Origin of the sequence: Luteipulveratus flavus, assembly GCF_029439465.1 — a bacterium.
In the GTDB taxonomy this organism is placed as follows: Bacteria; Actinomycetota; Actinomycetes; order Actinomycetales; family Dermatophilaceae; genus Luteipulveratus; species Luteipulveratus flavus.
In genome coordinates, this window is the sequence record NZ_JAROAV010000028.1 from 383,803 (window position 1) to 401,912 (window position 18,110).

The 18,110-nt window shown below is 70.5% G+C and carries 16 protein-coding genes; 10 read left to right on the forward strand and 6 right to left on the reverse strand.

Annotated features, from left to right (window positions below; all coding sequences use genetic code 11):
* Positions 1–636 carry a flavin reductase family protein gene (locus P4R38_RS10550; RefSeq protein ID WP_275237460.1) on the reverse strand — a complete coding sequence of 212 codons (636 nt, stop codon included), beginning with the start codon at positions 634–636 and terminating at the stop codon, positions 1–3.
* Positions 637–704: 68 nt separating this feature from the next.
* On the opposite strand from P4R38_RS10550, the gene radA reads away from it, so the two are divergent.
* The 5 genes from radA to P4R38_RS10575 all read left to right on the forward strand — a co-directional run bounded on the left by radA (position 705) and on the right by P4R38_RS10575 (position 7,592).
* Positions 705–2,144, forward strand: coding sequence for a DNA repair protein RadA (gene radA / locus P4R38_RS10555; protein WP_277192099.1), 1,440 nt, complete (start codon positions 705–707; stop codon positions 2,142–2,144).
* Positions 2,145–2,215: 71 nt separating this feature from the next.
* Entirely contained in the window at positions 2,216–3,439 is a 1,224-nt protein-coding gene (locus P4R38_RS10560; RefSeq protein ID WP_277192100.1) for an ROK family transcriptional regulator, read from the forward strand.
* 80 nt (positions 3,440–3,519) lie between these two features.
* Complete coding sequence (gene mmsA, locus P4R38_RS10565) at positions 3,520–5,106, forward strand: multiple monosaccharide ABC transporter ATP-binding protein (RefSeq protein ID WP_277192101.1); 1,587 nt, start codon at positions 3,520–3,522, stop codon at positions 5,104–5,106.
* A gap of 32 nt (positions 5,107–5,138) precedes the next feature.
* The gene (gene mmsB / locus P4R38_RS10570; RefSeq protein WP_277192102.1) at positions 5,139–6,443 is read left to right on the forward strand and encodes a multiple monosaccharide ABC transporter permease; all 1,305 of its coding nucleotides are present in this window, start codon (positions 5,139–5,141) and stop codon (positions 6,441–6,443) included.
* Between the two features lie 36 nt (positions 6,444–6,479).
* Complete coding sequence (locus P4R38_RS10575) at positions 6,480–7,592, forward strand: substrate-binding domain-containing protein (RefSeq protein ID WP_275237455.1); 1,113 nt, start codon at positions 6,480–6,482, stop codon at positions 7,590–7,592.
* Between the two features lie 90 nt (positions 7,593–7,682).
* Here the strand turns inward: P4R38_RS10575 and P4R38_RS10580 are convergent, their stop codons facing one another.
* A complete protein-coding gene (locus tag P4R38_RS10580; protein ID WP_277192103.1) occupies positions 7,683–8,216 on the reverse strand; it encodes a YsnF/AvaK domain-containing protein in 534 nt (177 codons plus the stop codon).
* A 176-nt stretch (positions 8,217–8,392) separates the two neighbouring features.
* Between P4R38_RS10580 and disA the strand changes: the two genes are divergently transcribed.
* On the forward strand, positions 8,393–9,469 hold the full coding sequence (gene disA / locus P4R38_RS10585; RefSeq protein WP_275237453.1) for a DNA integrity scanning diadenylate cyclase DisA: 1,077 nt from the start codon (positions 8,393–8,395) through the stop codon (positions 9,467–9,469).
* Between the two features lie 92 nt (positions 9,470–9,561).
* On the forward strand, positions 9,562–10,344 hold the full coding sequence (locus tag P4R38_RS10590; protein ID WP_346770751.1) for an HhH-GPD family protein: 783 nt from the start codon (positions 9,562–9,564) through the stop codon (positions 10,342–10,344).
* On the opposite strand, the gene P4R38_RS10595 is transcribed toward P4R38_RS10590, so the two are convergent.
* Positions 10,330–10,929 carry a gluconokinase gene (locus P4R38_RS10595; protein WP_275237452.1) on the reverse strand — a complete coding sequence of 200 codons (600 nt, stop codon included), beginning with the start codon at positions 10,927–10,929 and terminating at the stop codon, positions 10,330–10,332. The genes P4R38_RS10590 and P4R38_RS10595 overlap by 15 nt on opposite strands.
* 173 nt (positions 10,930–11,102) lie before the next feature.
* Between P4R38_RS10595 and P4R38_RS10600 the strand changes: the two genes are divergently transcribed.
* Genes P4R38_RS10600 through P4R38_RS10610 form a run of 3 tightly spaced genes read left to right on the forward strand, consistent with a single transcriptional unit; the run spans position 11,103 to position 13,652 of the window.
* Positions 11,103–11,909, forward strand: coding sequence for an ABC transporter permease (locus P4R38_RS10600; protein ID WP_275237451.1), 807 nt, complete (start codon positions 11,103–11,105; stop codon positions 11,907–11,909).
* Positions 11,902–12,702: an ABC transporter permease gene (locus P4R38_RS10605; RefSeq protein WP_277192104.1), complete on the forward strand. Its 801-nt coding sequence runs from the start codon at positions 11,902–11,904 to the stop codon at positions 12,700–12,702. Before P4R38_RS10600 ends, P4R38_RS10605 begins: the two co-directional genes overlap by 8 nt.
* A complete protein-coding gene (locus tag P4R38_RS10610; protein WP_277192105.1) occupies positions 12,699–13,652 on the forward strand; it encodes an ABC transporter ATP-binding protein in 954 nt (317 codons plus the stop codon). Before P4R38_RS10605 ends, P4R38_RS10610 begins: the two co-directional genes overlap by 4 nt.
* A gap of 83 nt (positions 13,653–13,735) precedes the next feature.
* Here the strand turns inward: P4R38_RS10610 and P4R38_RS10615 are convergent, their stop codons facing one another.
* From P4R38_RS10615 to P4R38_RS10625, 3 genes are all read right to left on the reverse strand, one after another.
* The gene (locus P4R38_RS10615; RefSeq protein ID WP_409201254.1) at positions 13,736–14,254 is read right to left on the reverse strand and encodes an amino-acid N-acetyltransferase; all 519 of its coding nucleotides are present in this window, start codon (positions 14,252–14,254) and stop codon (positions 13,736–13,738) included.
* Positions 14,254–15,441, reverse strand: coding sequence for an LCP family protein (locus tag P4R38_RS10620; protein ID WP_277192107.1), 1,188 nt, complete (start codon positions 15,439–15,441; stop codon positions 14,254–14,256). The genes P4R38_RS10615 and P4R38_RS10620 overlap by 1 nt, the downstream gene beginning before the upstream one ends.
* 74 nt (positions 15,442–15,515) lie before the next feature.
* A complete protein-coding gene (locus P4R38_RS10625) occupies positions 15,516–18,065 on the reverse strand; it encodes an ATP-dependent Clp protease ATP-binding subunit (RefSeq protein WP_275237446.1) in 2,550 nt (849 codons plus the stop codon).
* Positions 18,066–18,110: the final 45 nt, after the last annotated feature.

An 18,110-nucleotide genomic window follows, 5' to 3' on the forward strand; every position in this document is an offset into this window, starting at 1 on the left:
CTACTGCGCCTGCTGCGCCTGGCGACGCAACCGGTTCTCGTAGGGCTCGCGCGGTATGTCACGCACGTCACCGAGGCTGCCCCACTCGTCGCGACCGAGGCGGGACATCGGGCGCATCAGGTCGATCCGCGGGTGCGGCAGCCCGTCGGAGTCGTCCACGACGGACGGGTCGATGGCGATGTGCTGCACCCGCCCCATCACGACCGTGGAGTCGCCCAGCTCGATCGTCCGCTCCAGCACGCACTCCAGCGCCACGGGTGAGTCCGCCACGCGGCTCGGGGCCACGGTCAGCGACGGCTCCCGGTCGATCCCGACCGCGTCGAACTCACTCTCCTCGCGCGGGAAGTCGGTGGCCGACTCGTTGATCAACCGCGTCAGCGACTCCGGCGCCAGGCAGACGACGAACTCGCCGGTCTCCTCGACGTTCGCGAGGGAGTCCTTGCGCCCGACCGAGGTGAACTGCACGATCGGCGGCCGCACGCACGAGATCGTGAAGAAGGAGTGGGGGGCCAGGTTGTCGACGCCGGTCCCGGACCGCGTGGAGACCCAGGCGATCGGACGCGGGACGACGCTCGCCGTGAGCAGGCGGTACGTCACGTCGGGGTCCAGGTCGGCCACGTCGAGCTCTGTACGCATACCCGCATCCTCCCCTGCCGTCCGCGCCGTGGGCGAGCGGTGTCGGCGTCAGCCCCTACGGTCTGCGCATGGCCTCCAAGACCGCGCGCACCCGTTCGACGTTCCGTTGCTCCGAGTGCGGGTGGTCGACCGTCAAGTGGGTGGGCCGGTGCGGTGAGTGCCAGGCCTGGGGCACCATCGCCGAAGCCGGTACCACCCCCGTCCGTACGGCGCCGGCCACGGTGGTCGAGCGCCCCGCCGTCCCGATCGGTCAGGTCGACGCCACCCGCGCCGCGGCCCGCTCGACCGGCGTCAGCGAGTTCGACCGGGTGCTCGGCGGTGGCCTCGTCCCCGGCGCGGTGGTGCTGGTGGCCGGCGAGCCCGGCATCGGCAAGTCGACCCTGCTGCTCGACGTCGCCGCCCGCGCCGCGCAGGAGGCGCGCCAGGTGCTGTACGTCAGTGGCGAGGAGTCCGCCGCCCAGGTCCGGCTGCGGGCCGAGCGGATCGAGGCGCTCGCGCCCTCGCTGTTCCTCGCCAGCGAGACCGACCTGGCCACGGTGCTGGCCCAGATCGACCAGGTCGAGCCGGAGCTCGTCGTGGTCGACTCGGTGCAGACCATCGCCTCCGCCGCGATCGAGGGCGCCGCCGGCAACGTCGCCCAGGTCCGCGAGGTCGCGGCGGCGATCATCCAGCACGCCAAGGCCCGCGGCATCGCGGTGCTGCTGGTCGGCCACGTCACCAAGGACGGCTCCATCGCCGGGCCGCGCGTGCTGGAGCACCTCGTCGACGTCGTCGTCCAGTTCGAGGGCGAGCGGCACTCCCGGCTGCGGCTCGTGCGCGCGGTGAAGAACCGGTTCGGTCCCACCGACGAGGTCGGCTGCTTCGACCTGTCCGACGTCGGCATCGTCGGCCTGCCCGACCCGAGCGGGCTGTTCCTCAGCCGCCGTGACGAGCCGGTGCCGGGTACCTGCGTGACCGTCACCCTGGAGGGCCGCCGGCCGCTGGTCACCGAGGTACAGGCCCTGCTGGCTCCCTCCCCCGGCGGCTCGCCGCGCCGGACGGTGAGCGGCGTCGACAGCTCCCGGACCGCCATGATCCTGGCCGTTCTCGACCGCCGCGTCGGCGTGCCCGTGCGCCAGTCCGACTGCTACGTCTCGACGGTCGGCGGTGCCCGCCTCGCGGAGCCGGCGGCCGACCTGTCCGTCGCGCTGGCCCTGGTCAGCTCGGCGATCGAGCAGCCGCTGCCCGCCCGCACCATCGCGGTCGGCGAGGTCGGGCTCGCGGGCGAGGTACGCGCGGTCACCGGTGTCGAGCGCCGGCTCGCCGAGGCGGCCCGCATCGGCTTCACCCGGGCGATCGTCCCGCGCGGCTCGCTGGCCGACAAGCCGGCGCCGCCGTCCATGCAGGTGCTGGAGGTCAGTGACCTCGCCGCCGCGGTGGCAGCCGTCCACCCCAGTGCGCGGGACGCCGCCGCGACGCGTGGGGCGAGCGCGCCGCCGGCCGTCCCGTCCGGGCTGCACTCCGTCTGATCTGCGGGAGCCCATGACCGTCCTTGCGTTCACTTCTTGACGTCAAGAGGTCGACGCGGCAGGCTCACGCCGTGACCTCCCCCCACTCGCCCGGCTCGCAGTCGGCCCTGCGGCAGCGCAACCGCCAGTCCGTCGTGCATGCGCTGCTGGCCGGCGGCCCGGCGACGCAGGCGGAGCTCGCGCGCACCACCGGGCTGAGCAACGCGACGATCTCCAACATCGTCAAGACGCTCACCCGCGACGGGCTGGCGATCACCGAGCCGACCACGAGCTCGGGCCGGCGCGCCCTCTCGGTCCGGCTGCACGGGTCGCGCGCCGTGGCCGCTGGCATCGACATCGGCCGTCGCCACGTCCGGGTCGTGCTCGCGAGCATGGGTTACGAGGTCATCGCCGAGGAGGCGCACGCGCTGCCCCTCGGGCACAGCGCCGACGAGGGCATGGAGGCGGCGGCAGCCCTGCTGGGGGACCTCGTCAACCGGGCCGGCATCGACCGCGGCGCCGTGATCGGAGCCGGCGTCGGGCTCCCCGGTCCCATCGAGCGCCGGTCGGGCACGGTGCTGGACGGCGCCATCCTGCCGGCCTGGATCGGCACCAGCATCCCCGAGGCGTTCGGTGAGCTGCTGGGTCTGGAGGTGCTCGTCGACAACGACGCGAACCTCGGCGCCATGGCCGAGATCGCCTGGGGCGAGAGGCAGGACGCGACCGAGCTCATCTTCGTCAAGGTCGGTACGGGCATCGGCGCGGGCCTGGTCATCGGCGGTCGGCTGCACTACGGCGCGCTCGGCACCGCCGGGGAGATCGGGCACACCACGGTCGACCCGCAGGGGCCGTTCTGCCGCTGCGGCAACCGCGGCTGCCTGGAGACGCTGGCGTCCACCTCCACGATGCTGGAGTCGCTCGCGCCGAGCACGAGCGGCGCAGTGAGCACGGCCGACATCGTCCGGCGCGGCCTCGCCGGTGACTCCGCCACGCTGCGCGTGCTCGACGACGCGGGCTTCGTCCTGGGCCGGGTGATGGCGAGCCTGGCCAACTTCGTCAACCCGCAGGTGATCGTCGTGGGCGGTCCGCTCTCCGCGCTCGGCGACGCCCTGCTGGAGCCGATCCGGCGCGGCCTGGTCCGGCACGCCGTACCCGTCGTCGGCGAGACCACGCAGATCGTCATGTCCTCGCTCGGGGACCGCGCCGAGGCCCTCGGTGCCGCGTCCCTGGTGCTACGGCACGCGGGCCTCAGCCCCGCGTTGCGTTCATTGCTTGACGGCAAACAGGTTGAAGGGTTTACTGCTCGCCAACCGTGATCCATCGCACAACCATCCCTGCGACCACCGCCGCCGAATCCCCCGAGGGCGGCTCACGACTCCCCACCGAAGGACTTCACATGCAGCAGCCGGGCGCGACGTCGAAGGACGATGCGGCGTACCTCCTGCGGATGCACGCGATCACCAAGCGCTTCCCGGGCGTCCGCGCGCTCGACAACGTCAACCTCGACGTGCGCGAGGGCGAGATCCACGCCATCTGCGGTGAGAACGGCGCCGGCAAGTCGACCCTGATGAAGGTGCTCTCGGGCGTCTACCCGCACGGCACGTACGACGGCGACATCGTCTACCGCGGACAGCCGGCGGCCTTCAAGAACATCCGCGAGTCCGAGGCAGAGGGGATCGTGATCATCCACCAGGAGCTCGCGCTCATCCCCGAGCTGTCGATCACCGAGAACATCTTCCTCGGCAACGAGCCGACTCGCCGCGGGGCGATCGACTGGCGGCGCGCGAAGGCCCAGGCCAAGGAGCTGCTGCTGCGGGTCGGTCTGCGCGAGGACCCCGACACCGCGATCAAGAACATCGGCGTCGGCAAGCAGCAGCTCGTGGAGATCGCCAAGGCCCTCAGCAAGGACGTGCAGCTGCTGATCCTGGACGAGCCGACCGCCGCTCTGAACGAGTCCGACTCCGAGCACCTGCTCGGACTGATCGCCGATCTGCGGGCCAAGGGCATCACCTCGATCCTCATCAGCCACAAGCTCAACGAGATCGAGTCCATCGCCGACTCCATCACGATCCTGCGCGACGGCCACACCATCGAGACCCTCGACGTCGGCGCCGGCGGCGTCGACGAGGACCGCATCATCAAGGGCATGGTCGGCCGGACGCTGGAGTCCCGGTTCCCCGACCACACCCCGAACATCGGCGAGGTCTTCTTCGAGGTCCAGGACTGGACGGTCCGTCACCCTCAGATCGCCGAGCGGCTGGTGTGCAAGAGCGAGAGCTTCTCGGTCCGGCGGGGCGAGATCGTCGGGTTCGCCGGCCTGATGGGCGCGGGCCGGACCGAGCTCGCCCGGTCGGTCTTCGGGCGCTCGTACGGCACGTACGTCTCCGGCCGCATCATCAAGGACGGCAAGGAGATCCGCCTGCACAACGTGTCTCAGGCGATCGACGCCGGTCTGGGGTACCTCACCGAGGACCGCAAGAGCCTCGGGCTCAACCTGCTCGACGACATCAAGGCGACCACGGTCGCGGCGGGGCTGAAGAAGATCGCCAACCGCACCGTCGTCGACCGCCGCGAGGAGCACTCGGTCGCCGAGCGCTACCGCCGCCTGCTGCGGACGAAGGCGCCGTCGGTGGACGAGGGCGTCGCCAAGCTGTCCGGCGGCAACCAGCAGAAGGTCGTGCTGTCCAAGTGGATGTTCACCGACCCCGACCTGCTGATCCTCGACGAGCCCACCCGAGGGATCGACGTCGGTGCGAAGTACGAGATCTACGGGATCATCCAGGCGCTGGCCGACCAGGGCAAGGGCGTCATCGTGATCTCCTCCGAGCTGCCCGAGCTGCTCGGCCTCTCCGACCGGATCTACACGATCTTCGAGGGCCGTGTCACCGGTGAGCTCACCCGCGAGGAGGCCGATCAGGAGCGCCTCATCCGCCTGATGACCACAGCTCCGGCGACCCAGCGCGCCGGCTCCACTCCCGCCTGACCGGCCGAGAAGACGAAGGAACGGAAACCCTCATGGCCACCACCGTCGACACCGCACCTGCGCCGACCGACCCGTTGCCCGAACCCGAGACCCGGGGCGGCTCGCTCTTCCACCAGCTGTTCGGCGACAACGTCCGCCAGTTCGGCATGCTGGGCGCGCTCGTCGTCATCGTGCTCTTCTTCCAGTGGTGGACCGGCGGCACGATGCTGACGTCGGACAACATGATGAACCTGCTGAACGGCAACAGCTACATCCTCGTGCTGGCCATCGGCATGGTGATGGTCATCATCGCCGGCCACATCGACCTGTCGGTCGGATCCGTCGCGGCGTTCGTCGGCATCGTCGTCGCCAAGTCGATCACCAACGGCGGGATCCCGTGGTGGGCAGGCATCCTGCTCGGTCTCGCCGTCGGACTGCTGGTCGGCATGTGGCAGGGCTTCTGGGTCGCCTACGTCGGCATCCCGGCATTCATCGTGACCCTGGCCGGCATGCTCATCTTCCGCGGCGCCAACCAGTTCGTCGGCAACTCCAACAGCATCCCGGTGCCGGAGGAGCTGCAGACGATCGGCGGCGGGTACCTCCCCGAGGTCGGCCCCGACACCGGCTACAACAACCTGACCGTGCTGCTCGGCCTGCTCGCCTGTGCCGCCGTCGTCCTCGGCCTGTGGCGCTCGCGCCGGACCGCCGTCCGGATGGAGTCCGAGGTCGACCCGCTGTGGGTCACCGTCGTCAAGATGGTCGCGCTGTGCGCGGTCATCCTCTACATCACCTACATGTTCGCCACCGGCCGTGAGGGCACCTCCTTCCCGATCCCCGGGCTGATCCTGGTCGTCCTGGTGCTGGTGTACGGCTTCATCACCTCCCGCACCGTGCTCGGCCGGCACGTGTACGCGGTCGGCGGCAACCGCCAGGCGGCGGAGCTGTCGGGTGTGAAGAGCCGCAAGATCAACTTCCTGGTCATCATGAACATGAGCCTGCTCGCGGCCGTCGCGGCGATCATGTTCATCGGTCGTTCGACCGCGTCGGGCCCGTTCGACGGCACCAACTGGGAGCTGGACGCCATCGCCGCGGTCTTCATCGGCGGGGCCGCCGTCAGCGGCGGTGTGGGCACCGTCGCCGGCAGCATGGTCGGCGGTCTGGTCATGGCCGTCCTTAACAGCGGCCTGCAGCTGAAGGGCATCGGCGCCGATGCCACGTACATGACCAAGGGTCTGGTGCTGCTCGCAGCCGTCGCCCTCGATGTGTGGAACAAGAAGCAGGGTCGGTTCTCGATCATCGGCGCCCTGATCAACAGGGGTTCCTCCCGGGAGCCCAGCACCGCCACCTCCAACGGCTAGCCAACCGGCCGGCTACAACCCGTAAAGGAACACCGCATGCGCACGAATCACCACCTCCGGACGATGGCCGCCGGCGCGGCCGTCGTCGCCCTGGCCCTGTCCGCCTGTGGCGGCCGCGACGACTCCTCGTCGGGTAGCGGCTCGTCCGGCTCGGGCGGCGCCGGCGGCTTCTCCAAGAGCTCGGTCATCGGCGTGTCCCTGCCGCAGAAGACCAGTGAGAACTGGGTCCTCGCCGAGAACCTGTTCAAGACCGACCTCGGCAAGGCCGGTTACAAGCCGCAGGTGCAGTTCGCCAACGGTGGTGTGACCGAGCAGCAGAACCAGATCAGCGCGATGGTCACCAACGGCGCGAAGGTCATCGTCGTGGGCGCCATCGACGGTTCCCAGCTCACCACCCAGATCAAGCAGGCGCACGACGCCGGTGCCGTCGTCATCGCGTACGACCGGCTGCTGCTGAACTCGCCGAACGTCGACTACTACGTGGCGTACGACAACTTCAAGGTGGGCGTGCTCCAGGGCCAGGCGCTGCTGGACGGCATGAAGGCCAAGAAGCCGAACGGCCCGTACAACATCGAGCTGTTCGCCGGCTCGCCGGACGACGCCAACGCCAAGGTGTTCTTCGACGGCGCGATGAGCGTGCTCAAGCCGAAGATCGACGACGGCACCCTCAAGGTCGTCTCCGGCCAGAAGTCGTTCAACCAGGCGGTCACGCAGGGCTGGAAGCCGGAGAACGCCCAGAAGCGCATGGACACGCTGCTGACCGGCAGCTACGGCGGCAGCAAGACCCTCGACGGCGTGCTGTCCCCGAACGACACCCTCGCCCGCGCGATCCTGACCTCGACCAAGTCGGCCGGCAAGCCGAACCCGGTCGTCACCGGCCAGGACTCCGAGGTCGAGTCGGTGAAGTCGATCATGGCCGGCGTGCAGTACTCGACCATCAACAAGGACACCCGCAACCTCGTGAAGCAGGCCGTCAAGATGGTCGGCGACCTGCAGGCGGGCAAGAAGCCCGAGACGAACGACACCAAGAGCTACAACAACGGCGTCAAGGTCGTCCCGGCGTACCTGCTGCCGCCGCAGATCGTCACCAAGCAGAACGCCAAGGAGGCGTACGCCAACGACCCGACCCTGTCGAAGGTCACCGGCTGATCTCCCCCTGTACGTCACGAGAGCCCGGCACCGTGTGGTGCCGGGCTCTCGTCCGTCCGGGCCGGCTCCTGCGGGAGTCGGTCGACGGCGTCAGGACGCGGTCGGTTCGTCGTCGGTGCGGACGAGCTCGACCTCCTCGCGTCGCACGGGCTGGGTCACGGTGTGCTCGGCATCCGTCGTGCTCGGCACCAGGCGCACCCGCTCGACCGGGACGGTCTCCAGGCTGACGACCGGGCGCTCCTCGTGCAGGACGACCTCGGTCGGGGCGGACGGCAGACCGTCGACCGCGCCGTGGTCGGTGCCGTCGGCGGGGTGGGGCACCGCCGACGTCCCGTCCTGGTGAGCGGCCGTGGCCTCGCCGTCCTGCGACGGGAGGGTGTCGCCGCCCTCGACCGGCAGCTCCTCGTACACCAGCACCTCGCGACGCACCTGGACCGGCACCTGCACCGTCTCGGTGACCGTCCTCTTGCCGATCCGCACCTTGCCGGCGGCGCGGCGCTCCTTGCTCACGTCGAGCCGCTCCTCGTGCCGCACGACGCTGAGGTCGTCGGCACCCGCTGCGAGCGGGGTCTCATCGGTCTGGTCGGCGGCTGGGGTCGGCTGCTCTACGTCGTACTGGGTCACTGCATCTCCCACGTGGTGGATCGGTGGGTCCCGTGCGCGGCACCGGCTGGTGTCGTGCGTCCTCCCGTGCGGGTGGACTCGGACCCGATGTACGAGACTGACACATCCGGACCCCCTGCGTACGCGGTACCGGCGGCCCCGACCGGTGCGCCGTCGGCACGGTTAGACTCCCGCACGTGGACCGATCCGACGAGCGGCTGCTGAGCGAGACGCTCGCCGCCGTGGCACCAGGCACCGAGCTGCGTGACGCCCTCGAGCGGATCCTGCGCGGCCGTACGGGTGCGCTCATCGTCCTCGGGCACGACAAGGTCGTGGAGGAGATCAGCACCGGCGGTTTCCCGATCGACATCGAGTTCTCCGCGACCCGGCTGCGCGAGCTCGCCAAGATGGACGGCGCGATCGTCCTGGACCGCGACATGACGCGGATCATGCGGGCCGCCACCCAGCTGGTGCCCGACCCCAGCATCGAGACGCGCGAGTCCGGCACCCGGCACCGGACGGCGGAGCGGGTCGCCAAGCAGACCGGTTTCCCCGTGGTGTCGGTGAGCCAGTCCATGCAGATCGTGGCCCTGTACGTCGGTGGCATCCGGCACGTGCTCGAGGGCTCCAACGCGATCCTGTCCCGTTCGGCCCAGGCGCTGCAGACGCTGGAGCGCTACAAGGCCCGGCTCGACGAGGTCACCGGCACGCTCTCGGCGCTGGAGATCGAGGACCTCGTCACCGTCCGCGACGTCGCCAACGTCCTGCAGCGGCTGGAGATGGTGCGGCGGATCAGCGCGGAGATCGACCAGTACGTCGTCGAGCTCGGCACCGACGGCCGGCTGATGTCGCTGCAGCTGGAGGAGCTCGTCGGCGGCCTCGGCAACGACCGTGAGCTGGTGATCCGCGACTACATCGAGAGCACCCGCGAGCAGCTGTCGGTACAGGAGGCGATGTCCCGCCTCTCCACCCTCTCATCGACCGACCTGCTGGACCCGACCGCCGGTGCGCGGGCGATGGGCTTCCCGGTGATGGGCGAGGCGCTGGACTCCTCGGTCAGCCCGCACGGGTACCGGCTGCTGTCGAAGGTCCCGCGGCTGCCGGGCGCGATCGTCGACCGGCTGGTCGACCACTTCGGCACCCTGCAGAAGCTCCTGGCCGCCAACTTCGACGACCTCACCGCCGTCGACGGCGTCGGCGAGAGCCGCGCGCGGGCCGTCCGCGAAGGCCTGTCGCGACTGGCGGAGTCCAGCATCCTCGAGCGGTACGTCTGAGCCCCCTCCCACTGCACCGCGCCGTCCTCGACTGGTACGCCGAGGCGCAGCGCGACCTGCCCTGGCGACGTCCGGAGTGCTCGCCGTGGGGCGTGTTCGTCTCCGAGGTCATGCTCCAGCAGACGCCGGTGGTGCGCGTCCTCCCCGTCTGGCAGGAGTGGATGCACCGCTGGCCGACGCCGGCCGCCCTCGCCGCCGAGCCCTCCGGCGAGGCCGTACGCGCGTGGGGTCGGCTCGGCTACCCGCGGCGGGCGCTGCGGCTGCACGCCGCCGCGACCGCGATGGCCGAGCGGCACGGTGGGGACGTACCCGCGAGTGTCGTTGACCTACAAGCACTTCCGGGCGTGGGCGTCTACACGGCCGCTGCGGTCGCGGCGTTCGCGTTCGGCGACCGGGTTGCGGTGGTCGACACCAACGTGCGCCGGGTCCACGCCCGCGCGGTCAGCGGTGTCGAGCACGCGGCGCCCGCCCTGACCCGCGCCGAGAGCGACCTCGCCGCCGAGCTGCTGCCCGAGGACCCCGACGTCGCGCGCGTCTGGAACGTCGCCGTCATGGAGCTGGGCGCACTCGTCTGCACCGCCCGTGGTCCGCGCTGCGACGACTGCCCTGTACTCACCACCTGTGCGTGGGTGGCCGCGGGTCGACCCGCGTACGACGGTCCGCCCCGGCGCGGCCAGGCGTGGGCGGGCACCGACCGTCAGGTCCGCGGCCGGCTGCTGCAGGTGCTGCGCGAGAGCGACACACCCGTACCGGCGGCGCGGCTGGAGCAGGTGTGGGACCAGGAGATCCAGCGGGAGCGCTGCCTGGACGGGCTGGTGAGCGACGGTCTGGTCGAGCCGCTCGCGGACGGGACGTACCGGCTACCGGGAGGATGACCCGGTAGCCCGGGACTGCCCGGTCGGCGGCTCGACGTACCCGCGCAGGCCCCCCTCGGGCTCGGGTTCCAGGCCGAGCGCGACCAGCGTGTCCTCCAGGACCTCCTGCGGATCCCCCTCGGCGTGGACCACGACGCCGGGCTCGTCCGGCTGCAGCGGCTCCAGGTCGGCGAGCTGGCTCGCCAGGAGGGAAGCCGGCATGTAGTGGCCCTTGCGCTCCTTCAGCCGCGTCTCGAGCACCTCGCGATCGACGTCGACGTGGCAGAACCGCAGCCGCGGCCGGCCCTCGCGCAGCAGGTCTCGGTAGGCGCGCTTGAGCGCGGAGCAGGTGACGACCGCGCTCTCGCCGGACCCCTCCTGCTCGTCGATCCAGGCACCGACCGCGCCCAACCACGGCCAGCGGTCCTCGTCCGTGAGTGGCTCGCCGCGCTTCATCTTCTCGACGTTGGACTTCGGGTGGAAGTCGTCGCCCTCGGCGAAGGTCCACCCCATCCGCTCGGCGATGCCCTTGGCGACCGTGGTCTTGCCCGAGCCCGAGACACCCATGACGATGACGACCTGCGGCTGCTGCGACGCGTCACTCATACCGCCACCCTAGGCCCGCCGTCCCACCCCGCCTTCTCCCGCCGAGTGCGCGTGTCCTGCGCCTCTGAGCGCGCAGAACCAGCAGGACACGCGCACTCGGCGGACAGTGGCCCGTACGGCGCTCGCGTCTCCCGGTTGCGGGGCCACCTCGTCGTCGGTAAGTTCTCGCGTTTGTGCGTGCGAGCCTCCTTCCCTACTGGCGCCTGCTGCGTGCGGGGATCCGGGAGCAGTCCACCTACCGGCTCGCCGCGCTCGGTGGGCTCGTCGCCAACGCCACCTTCGGCTTCCTCAAGGTCGCGGTCCTGTTCGCGACGGTGCGCGCCGCCGGCGGTGACCTGAACGGGTACGACCTCGGCGCGATGAGCGCGTACATCTGGCTGTCGCAGGGGCTGCTCGGATCGGTGAACCTGCACGGTCGCAGCGACTTCGCCGAGCGCATCAAGGACGGGAGCGTCGCCGTGGACTTCCTGCGGCCGCTGGACGTGCAGGCCGCGAGCATCGTGCAGGAGGTCGGCCGGTCGCTGTGGTCCCTGGTGCCGCGCGGCATCCCGTCGGTGCTCATCGGCGGGCTGGTGGTCGGCATGACGATGCCCACCAGCCCGGGGCCGTACCTGCTCGGGGCGGTGAGCCTGCTGATCGGGATCACCATCGGCGCCGCGGTGGTCTACCTGGTGGCGACCGCCGGCTTCTGGATGGTCGAGACGCGCGGGCTGCAGATCCTCTACATGGTGGTCTCGGGCTTCCTCGCCGGACTGTTCGTCCCGATCGCGCTGTTCCCCGGCTGGCTGCTGGTCCTCGCGCAGGCCACACCGTTCCCCTCGATGATGATGTACCCGATCGACATCCTGTCCGGACGCGTCACCGGCGCCGCCGCGCTCGGCCTGACCGCCGCCCAGCTCGGCTGGCTCGCGGCGCTCGGTCTCGCCGGCCACCTGCTCACCCGGGCCGGCCGTCACAAGCTGGAGGTGCAGGGTGGCTGATCTCGCGCCGTACCGGGCGGTCCTCGCCTCACGCATCCGGTCGCAGCGGTCGTACCGCGCCAACTTCCGGATCGACCTGATCAGCTCGTTCATGGTCGGGCTGGTGGAGCTCGCCGAGGTGTGGGTGCTGTTCCACAACGTGCACTCTCTCGGTGGGTTCACCTTCGCCCAGATCCTGCTGGTGTTCGGCCTCGCCGACGTGGCGTTCTCGCTGGCGGACCTGGCCTTCGGGCACTGCGACAACCTGCCGACCTACATCCGCGCGGGGAAGCTGGACGTGTTCTACCTGCGCCCGCAACCGCTGCTCCTGCAGCTGATCACCAGCGACATCAGCCTGCGCCGGCTCGCCCGCGTCCTGGTCGGCGTGGTGTGCGTGGTCGCGGGCCTCGCGGTCAACGACATCGCCTGGTCGGCCTCGACCGTGCTGCTGCTGGTGGTGTCCCTGGTCAGCGGATTCGCGATCTTCTCGGCCATGTTCGTCTGGGCGGCCGGCGCGCAGTTCTTCCTGATCAACGGCGCCGAGATGACCAACGCGTTCGTGTACGGCGGCCGGTACGCCGCCACGCAGCCGGCCGCGGTGTGGAACCGTCCGCTCAAGGTCGTCTTCGGCTTCTTCTTCCCGATGGCGTTCACCGGCTACCTGCCGACGCTGGAGATCCTCGGGCTGCCGGGCCCCGAGTGGTTGCCCGCGTGGCTCGCCTGGTGCACGCCGCTCGCAGCGGTGTGGGCGTGGGCGATGGCGATGCTCTTCTGGCGGATCGGCGTACGGCACTACCAAGGAGGCGGCGGATGAGCCCGATCATCGAGACCCGCGAGCTGACCCGAGACTTCCATGTCCGGGACGGGTTGCGGCGCAAGCGGATCCGCGCGGTCGACGAGATGTCGTTCAGCGTGGACGCGGGCGCGGCCGTCGGCTACATCGGCGCGAACGGCGCCGGGAAGTCCACCACCATCAAGATGCTCACCGGCATCCTGGTGCCGACGTCCGGCGAGGTCCGGACCTGCGACCTGCGGCCGGTGCAGGACCGGCGCCGGCTCGCCCGCGAGGTCGGCGTGGTGTTCGGGCAGCGGTCGCAGCTGTGGTGGGACCTGCCGGTCCGCGAGTCGTTCACGATCCTCGCCTCCATCCACGCGCTGTCGTCCGCGGACGAGCGCGCCCGGACGGACGAGCTCGTCGACCGCCTGGAGATGAGCGAGTACCTCGGCACGCCCGTACGGCAGCTGTCGCTCGGGCAGCGGATGCGGGCCGAGGTGGCGGCAGCGCTGCTGCACTCACCGCGGCTGGTGATCCTGGACGAGCCGACCATCGGGCTGGACGTGCTGAGCAAGCAGCGGCTGCGCGAGTTCCTGGTGCAGGAGCGGCAGACGCACGGGACGACCCTGCTGCTCACCACCCACGACATGGGCGACATCGAGCGGCTGTGCGACCGGGTGCTGGTCGTCGACCACGGGCATCTGGCGTACGACGGGACGCTCGACGGGCTGTCGCGGACGGTCGGCGCCCAGCGGGTGCTCGTGGTCGACCTGGCGGAGCAGACGCCGGACCTGCTCGGCATCCCCGACACCGCGCACCTGGGCAGCGAGAGCCGCGGGCTGCGACAACGGCTGGCCTTCGACGCCGAGCGCACGACGGCGGCCCGCGTCCTCGGCGCGGTGTCGGAGCAGGCGGAGGTGCTGGACCTGTCGATCGAGGAGCCCGACATCGAGGACGTCGTCCGCCGCGTCTACGCCGCCTCCCGCTAGCTAGCCGCCCCCTCCCGGCAAAAGCTGGCCGACCGCACACGCATACCTGTGACCCGCGCCAATTTTTGCCGGAGGGGGTGGGGTCAGAGCTCGAGGAGCATGCGGGTGTTGCCCAGGGTGTTGGGCTTGACCCGGTCCAGGTCGAGGAACTCGGCGACACCTTCGTCGTACGACTGCAGCAGCTCGGCGTAGACCTGCGGGTCGACCGCCTGGCCCTGGATCTCGTGGAAGCCGAACCGGCCGAAGAAGCCGACCTCGAAGGTCAGGCAGAACACCCGGCGTACCCCGATCTCGCGGGCCTCCTCCAGCAGCGCCGCGAGCATCGTCCCGCCGACCCCGCGGCCCGTGGCCCAGTCGGCGACAGCGAGGGTGCGGACCTCGGCGACGTCCTCCCACATCACGTGCAGGGCACCGCAGCCCGCCAGCCGCCCGTCGATCTCGACCAGCCGGAACTCCTGCAGCGACTCGTAGTAGGCGACCGCGGGTTTCGGGACGATGGCTCGCCGGTCGACGTACGGGCCGACGAGGTCGCGGATCCCCCGCACGTCGGCGGCACGGGCGCGCCTGACGGCCAGGGCGGCAGCGCCCACCGGCTCGACCATCACAGGTTGCCGTCGCGGAACCGCGCGAACTCGGCCCGCGCCCTCGGGCCGACCTGCACCACGGACGCCCCGCCGATCGTCGTCGCGCCGTCGTGGGCGACCGTACGACCGATCCGAGACGGGTTGAGCTGGTAGGCGCTCGCGAGGAAGGTGAGCACCTGGGTCGGGCTCAGGTCGGTGGTGACGTGCTTGTCGATGGCCGTCATGATCCTCGGCAGCGTGCGCACCCCCTCGCTTCGCACCTTCAGGAAGCCGCTCATCAGCAGCAGCCCCTGGTTCGCCGAGCGGTCGAAGTCACCACCGGGCAGCGACTTGCGCTCGCGGGCCAGGTGCAGGGCCTGCAGACCGTTGAGGTTGTGGCTGCCGGCCGGCACGTCCTTGACCTGTCGCTTCAACGTCACGGGTACGCCGCCGATGGCGTTCACCGCGGCGGTCAGCCCCGTCATGCTCGTCAGCAGGTACCCCTGCAGCGGCAGACCGGTCGTGCGGGCCACGGTGCTGGTCATCCCCTGCGGCCCGGCCGCCGACATCGCGCCGTTGATCTTGCCGCGGCTGCCACCTGGCAACGGCACGTAGGAGTCGCGCGGCATCCCGAGGATCCCGCCGCCGCCATGGCCGTCGAGCCCGATGACCTGGATGGTGTCGGCCCGGCTGCGCTGGACGTCCTGCCCCGGTCGCGCGTCCGAGCCGAGCGCAAGCACGAACCGCTTGCCCCCGAGGTACGGGCCCGGCGCGCCCTTGGAGGGCCACCAGCCGCCGACGACCTTCCAGGTGCTGCCCTGCTTGACGAGCAGGCTGACGTCCTCGCCCTGGGACAGCGCGCCGACCTGGGTGCCCTTCCAGGTGCCCTTGGCCGCCGTCGCCATCTCGGCGTCGGAGTAGGAGCTCTTGCCCAGTCGCTGCAGCACCTGCGGCGTCAGCGTGCCGTCGCCGACCGGCAGTGCGGGCCCCGGGGCCGACGCCGACGGGCTCGCGCTCGAGCTCGAGCCCGGACTGGGGCTCGAGCTCGTGGCGGAGGTGTCGTCGGCCGTCGTGGACGGGTTCGCGCTGCCGGTCCCTGCTGCCTCGCCACCGGAGTCGGAACCGGAGCAGGCAGCCAGCGGACCGGCGACGAGCACGGCTGCGGTCAGCACGGAGATCGCTCGAGCGGACGTCGGACGACCGGGGGCGCGGCGGCGAGCAGACATGGAGCCCACCGTAGGTCCTGGGTACGGCAACGGGCCGGGTGCATGTCGCACCCGGCCCGTCGTCGTCCTGCTGACTAGCTCGCGTCGCTGTCGCTCGGCGCGGCGGTCGAACCACCCGTCGTGCCCGCGGTCGCGACCGGGATGGAGTCCGGGGCCTTGGCCCGCGGCGTCCCCTCGAAGGTGAACTCCGCCGCCTTGCCCTCGCCCCGCACGTCGATCAGCACGATCTCGCCGGCCGCCAGCTCGCCGTACAGGATCTTCTCGGACAGCACGTCCTCGATGTCGCGCTGGATGGTGCGACGCAGCGGACGGGCGCCCAGGGCCGGGTCGTAACCGCGCTTCGCCAGCAGCTCCTTGGCCGGCTGGGTCAGCTCGATCGCCATGTCCTTGTCCTTCAGGCGCTCGTCCAGGCGGCCGATCATCATGTCGACGATCTGGACGATCTCGTCCTGGCTCAGCTGCGGGAAGACGATGGTGTCGTCCACGCGGTTGAGGAACTCGGGCCGGAAGTGCTGCTTGAGCTCGTCCTGGACCTTGGCCTTCATCTTGTCGTAGTCGGTGCCGGCCTGATTGCCCGAGGAGAAGCCGAGCGAGACGCCCTTGGCGATGTCCCTCGTACCGAGGTTCGTCGTCATGATGATCACGGTGTTCTTGAAGTCGACCACCCGGCCCTGGGAGTCGGTCAGGCGACCGTCCTCCAGGATCTGCAGCAGCGAGTTGAAGATGTCCGCGTGGGCCTTCTCGACCTCGTCGAACAGCACCACCGAGAACGGCTTGCGCCGCACCTTCTCGGTCAGCTGGCCGCCCTCCTCGTACCCGACGTAGCCGGGAGGCGAGCCGAACAGCCGCGAGACGGTGTGCTTCTCGGAGAACTCCGACATGTCCAGGGTGATGAGGCTGTCCTCGTCCCCGAACAGGAACTCCGCGAGCGCCTTGGCCAGCTCGGTCTTACCGACACCGGTCGGACCGGCGAAGATGAACGAGCCACCGGGACGGCGCGGGTCCTTCAGGCCGGCACGGGTACGGCGGATGGCCTGGGAGAGCGCCTTGATCGCGTCGTCGTTGCCGACGATGCGCTTGTGCAGCTCGTCCTCCATGCGCAGCAGCCGCGAGGACTCCTCCTCGGTCAGCTTGAACACCGGGATGCCGGTGCTCGCCGCCAGGACCTCGGCGATGAGCTCCTCGTCGACCTCGGCGACGACGTCGATGTCGCCGGCCTTCCACTCGCCCTCACGGCGGGCCTTGGCGTCGATGAGCTTCTTCTCGTCGTCGCGCAGGGACGCAGCCTTCTCGAAGTCCTGCCCGTCGATCGCCGACTCCTTCTCGCGGCGGACGGCCGCGATCTTGTCGTCGTACTCGCGCAGGTCCGGCGGTGCGGTCATCCGGCGGATGCGCAGTCGCGCGCCTGCCTCGTCGATCAGGTCGATCGCCTTGTCCGGCAGGTGCCGGTCGTTGATGTAGCGGTCGGCCATGTTGACCGCACCCACCAGGGCGGCGTCGGTGATCGTGACGCGGTGGTGCGCCTCGTACCGGTCACGCAGACCCTTGAGGATCTCGATCGCGTGGCTGATCGTCGGCTCGGCCACCTGGATGGGCTGGAAGCGGCGCTCCAGCGCGGCGTCCTTCTCGATGTGCTTGCGGTACTCGTCCAGCGTCGTCGCGCCGATCGTCTGCAACTCACCCCGGGCCAGCATGGGCTTGAGGATGGAGGCCGCGTCGATCGCGCCCTCGGCGGCACCCGCACCGACGAGGGTGTGGATCTCGTCGATGAACAGGATGATGTCGCCGCGGGTACGGATCTCCTTGAGGACCTTCTTCAGGCGCTCCTCGAAGTCACCGCGGTAGCGGCTGCCGGCGACCAGGGAACCCAGGTCGAGCGTGTACAGCTGCTTGTCCTTCAGCGTCTCGGGCACGTCGCCCCGGACGATGTCGGCGGCGAGGCCCTCGACGACGGCGGTCTTGCCGACGCCGGGCTCACCGATGAGCACCGGGTTGTTCTTGGTCCGGCGGGACAGGACCTGCATCACGCGCTCGATCTCCTTCTCGCGCATGATGACGGGGTCCAGCTTGCCCTCGCGGGCCGCCTGGGTCAGGTTGCGACCGAACTGGTCGAGCACCAGCGAACCCGCCGGGGTGCCCTCCTGGCCGGTCTGCCCGCCGACGCCGGCACCCGCGGGCTCCTTGCCCTGGTAGCCGGACAGCAGCTGGATGACCTGCTGGCGGACGCTGGAGAGGTCCGCGCCGAGCTTGACGAGGACCTGGGCGGCGACGCCCTCGCCCTCGCGGATCAGGCCCAGCAGGATGTGCTCGGTGCCGATGTAGCTGTGGCCGAGCTGCAGCCCCTCCCGCAGGGACAGCTCCAGCACCTTCTTGGCGCGCGGCGTGAACGGGATGTGGCCGGACTGGGTCTGCTGACCCTGGCCGATGATCTCCTGCACCTGCTCGCGGACGGACTCCAGCGAGATGCCGAGGCTCTCCAGAGCCTTCGCAGCAACGCCTTCGCCCTCATGGATCAGGCCCAGCAGGATGTGCTCGGTGCCGATGTAGTTGTGGTTGAGCATGCGCGCCTCTTCCTGGGCGAGCACCACCACTCGCCGGGCGCGGTCGGTGAACCGTTCGAACATGTCATCTCCTCGCGTACCGGGGTCGTGTCCACGATATCTGCGGAG

Coding starts and splice junctions, on each gene's coding strand:
- P4R38_RS10610 (WP_277192105.1), top strand. CDS start 12,699: ATGAGCCCGATCATCGAGACCCGCGAGCTGACCCGAGACTTCCATGTC.
- P4R38_RS10625 (WP_275237446.1), bottom strand. CDS start 18,065: ATGTTCGAACGGTTCACCGACCGCGCCCGGCGAGTGGTGGTGCTCGCC.
- P4R38_RS10620 (WP_277192107.1), bottom strand. CDS start 15,441: ATGTCTGCTCGCCGCCGCGCCCCCGGTCGTCCGACGTCCGCTCGAGCG.
- mmsA (WP_277192101.1), top strand. CDS start 3,520: ATGCAGCAGCCGGGCGCGACGTCGAAGGACGATGCGGCGTACCTCCTG.
- P4R38_RS10575 (WP_275237455.1), top strand. CDS start 6,480: ATGCGCACGAATCACCACCTCCGGACGATGGCCGCCGGCGCGGCCGTC.
- radA (WP_277192099.1), top strand. CDS start 705: ATGGCCTCCAAGACCGCGCGCACCCGTTCGACGTTCCGTTGCTCCGAG.
- mmsB (WP_277192102.1), top strand. CDS start 5,139: ATGGCCACCACCGTCGACACCGCACCTGCGCCGACCGACCCGTTGCCC.
- P4R38_RS10595 (WP_275237452.1), bottom strand. CDS start 10,929: ATGAGTGACGCGTCGCAGCAGCCGCAGGTCGTCATCGTCATGGGTGTC.
- P4R38_RS10615 (WP_409201254.1), bottom strand. CDS start 14,254: ATGGTCGAGCCGGTGGGCGCTGCCGCCCTGGCCGTCAGGCGCGCCCGT.
- P4R38_RS10550 (WP_275237460.1), bottom strand. CDS start 636: ATGCGTACAGAGCTCGACGTGGCCGACCTGGACCCCGACGTGACGTAC.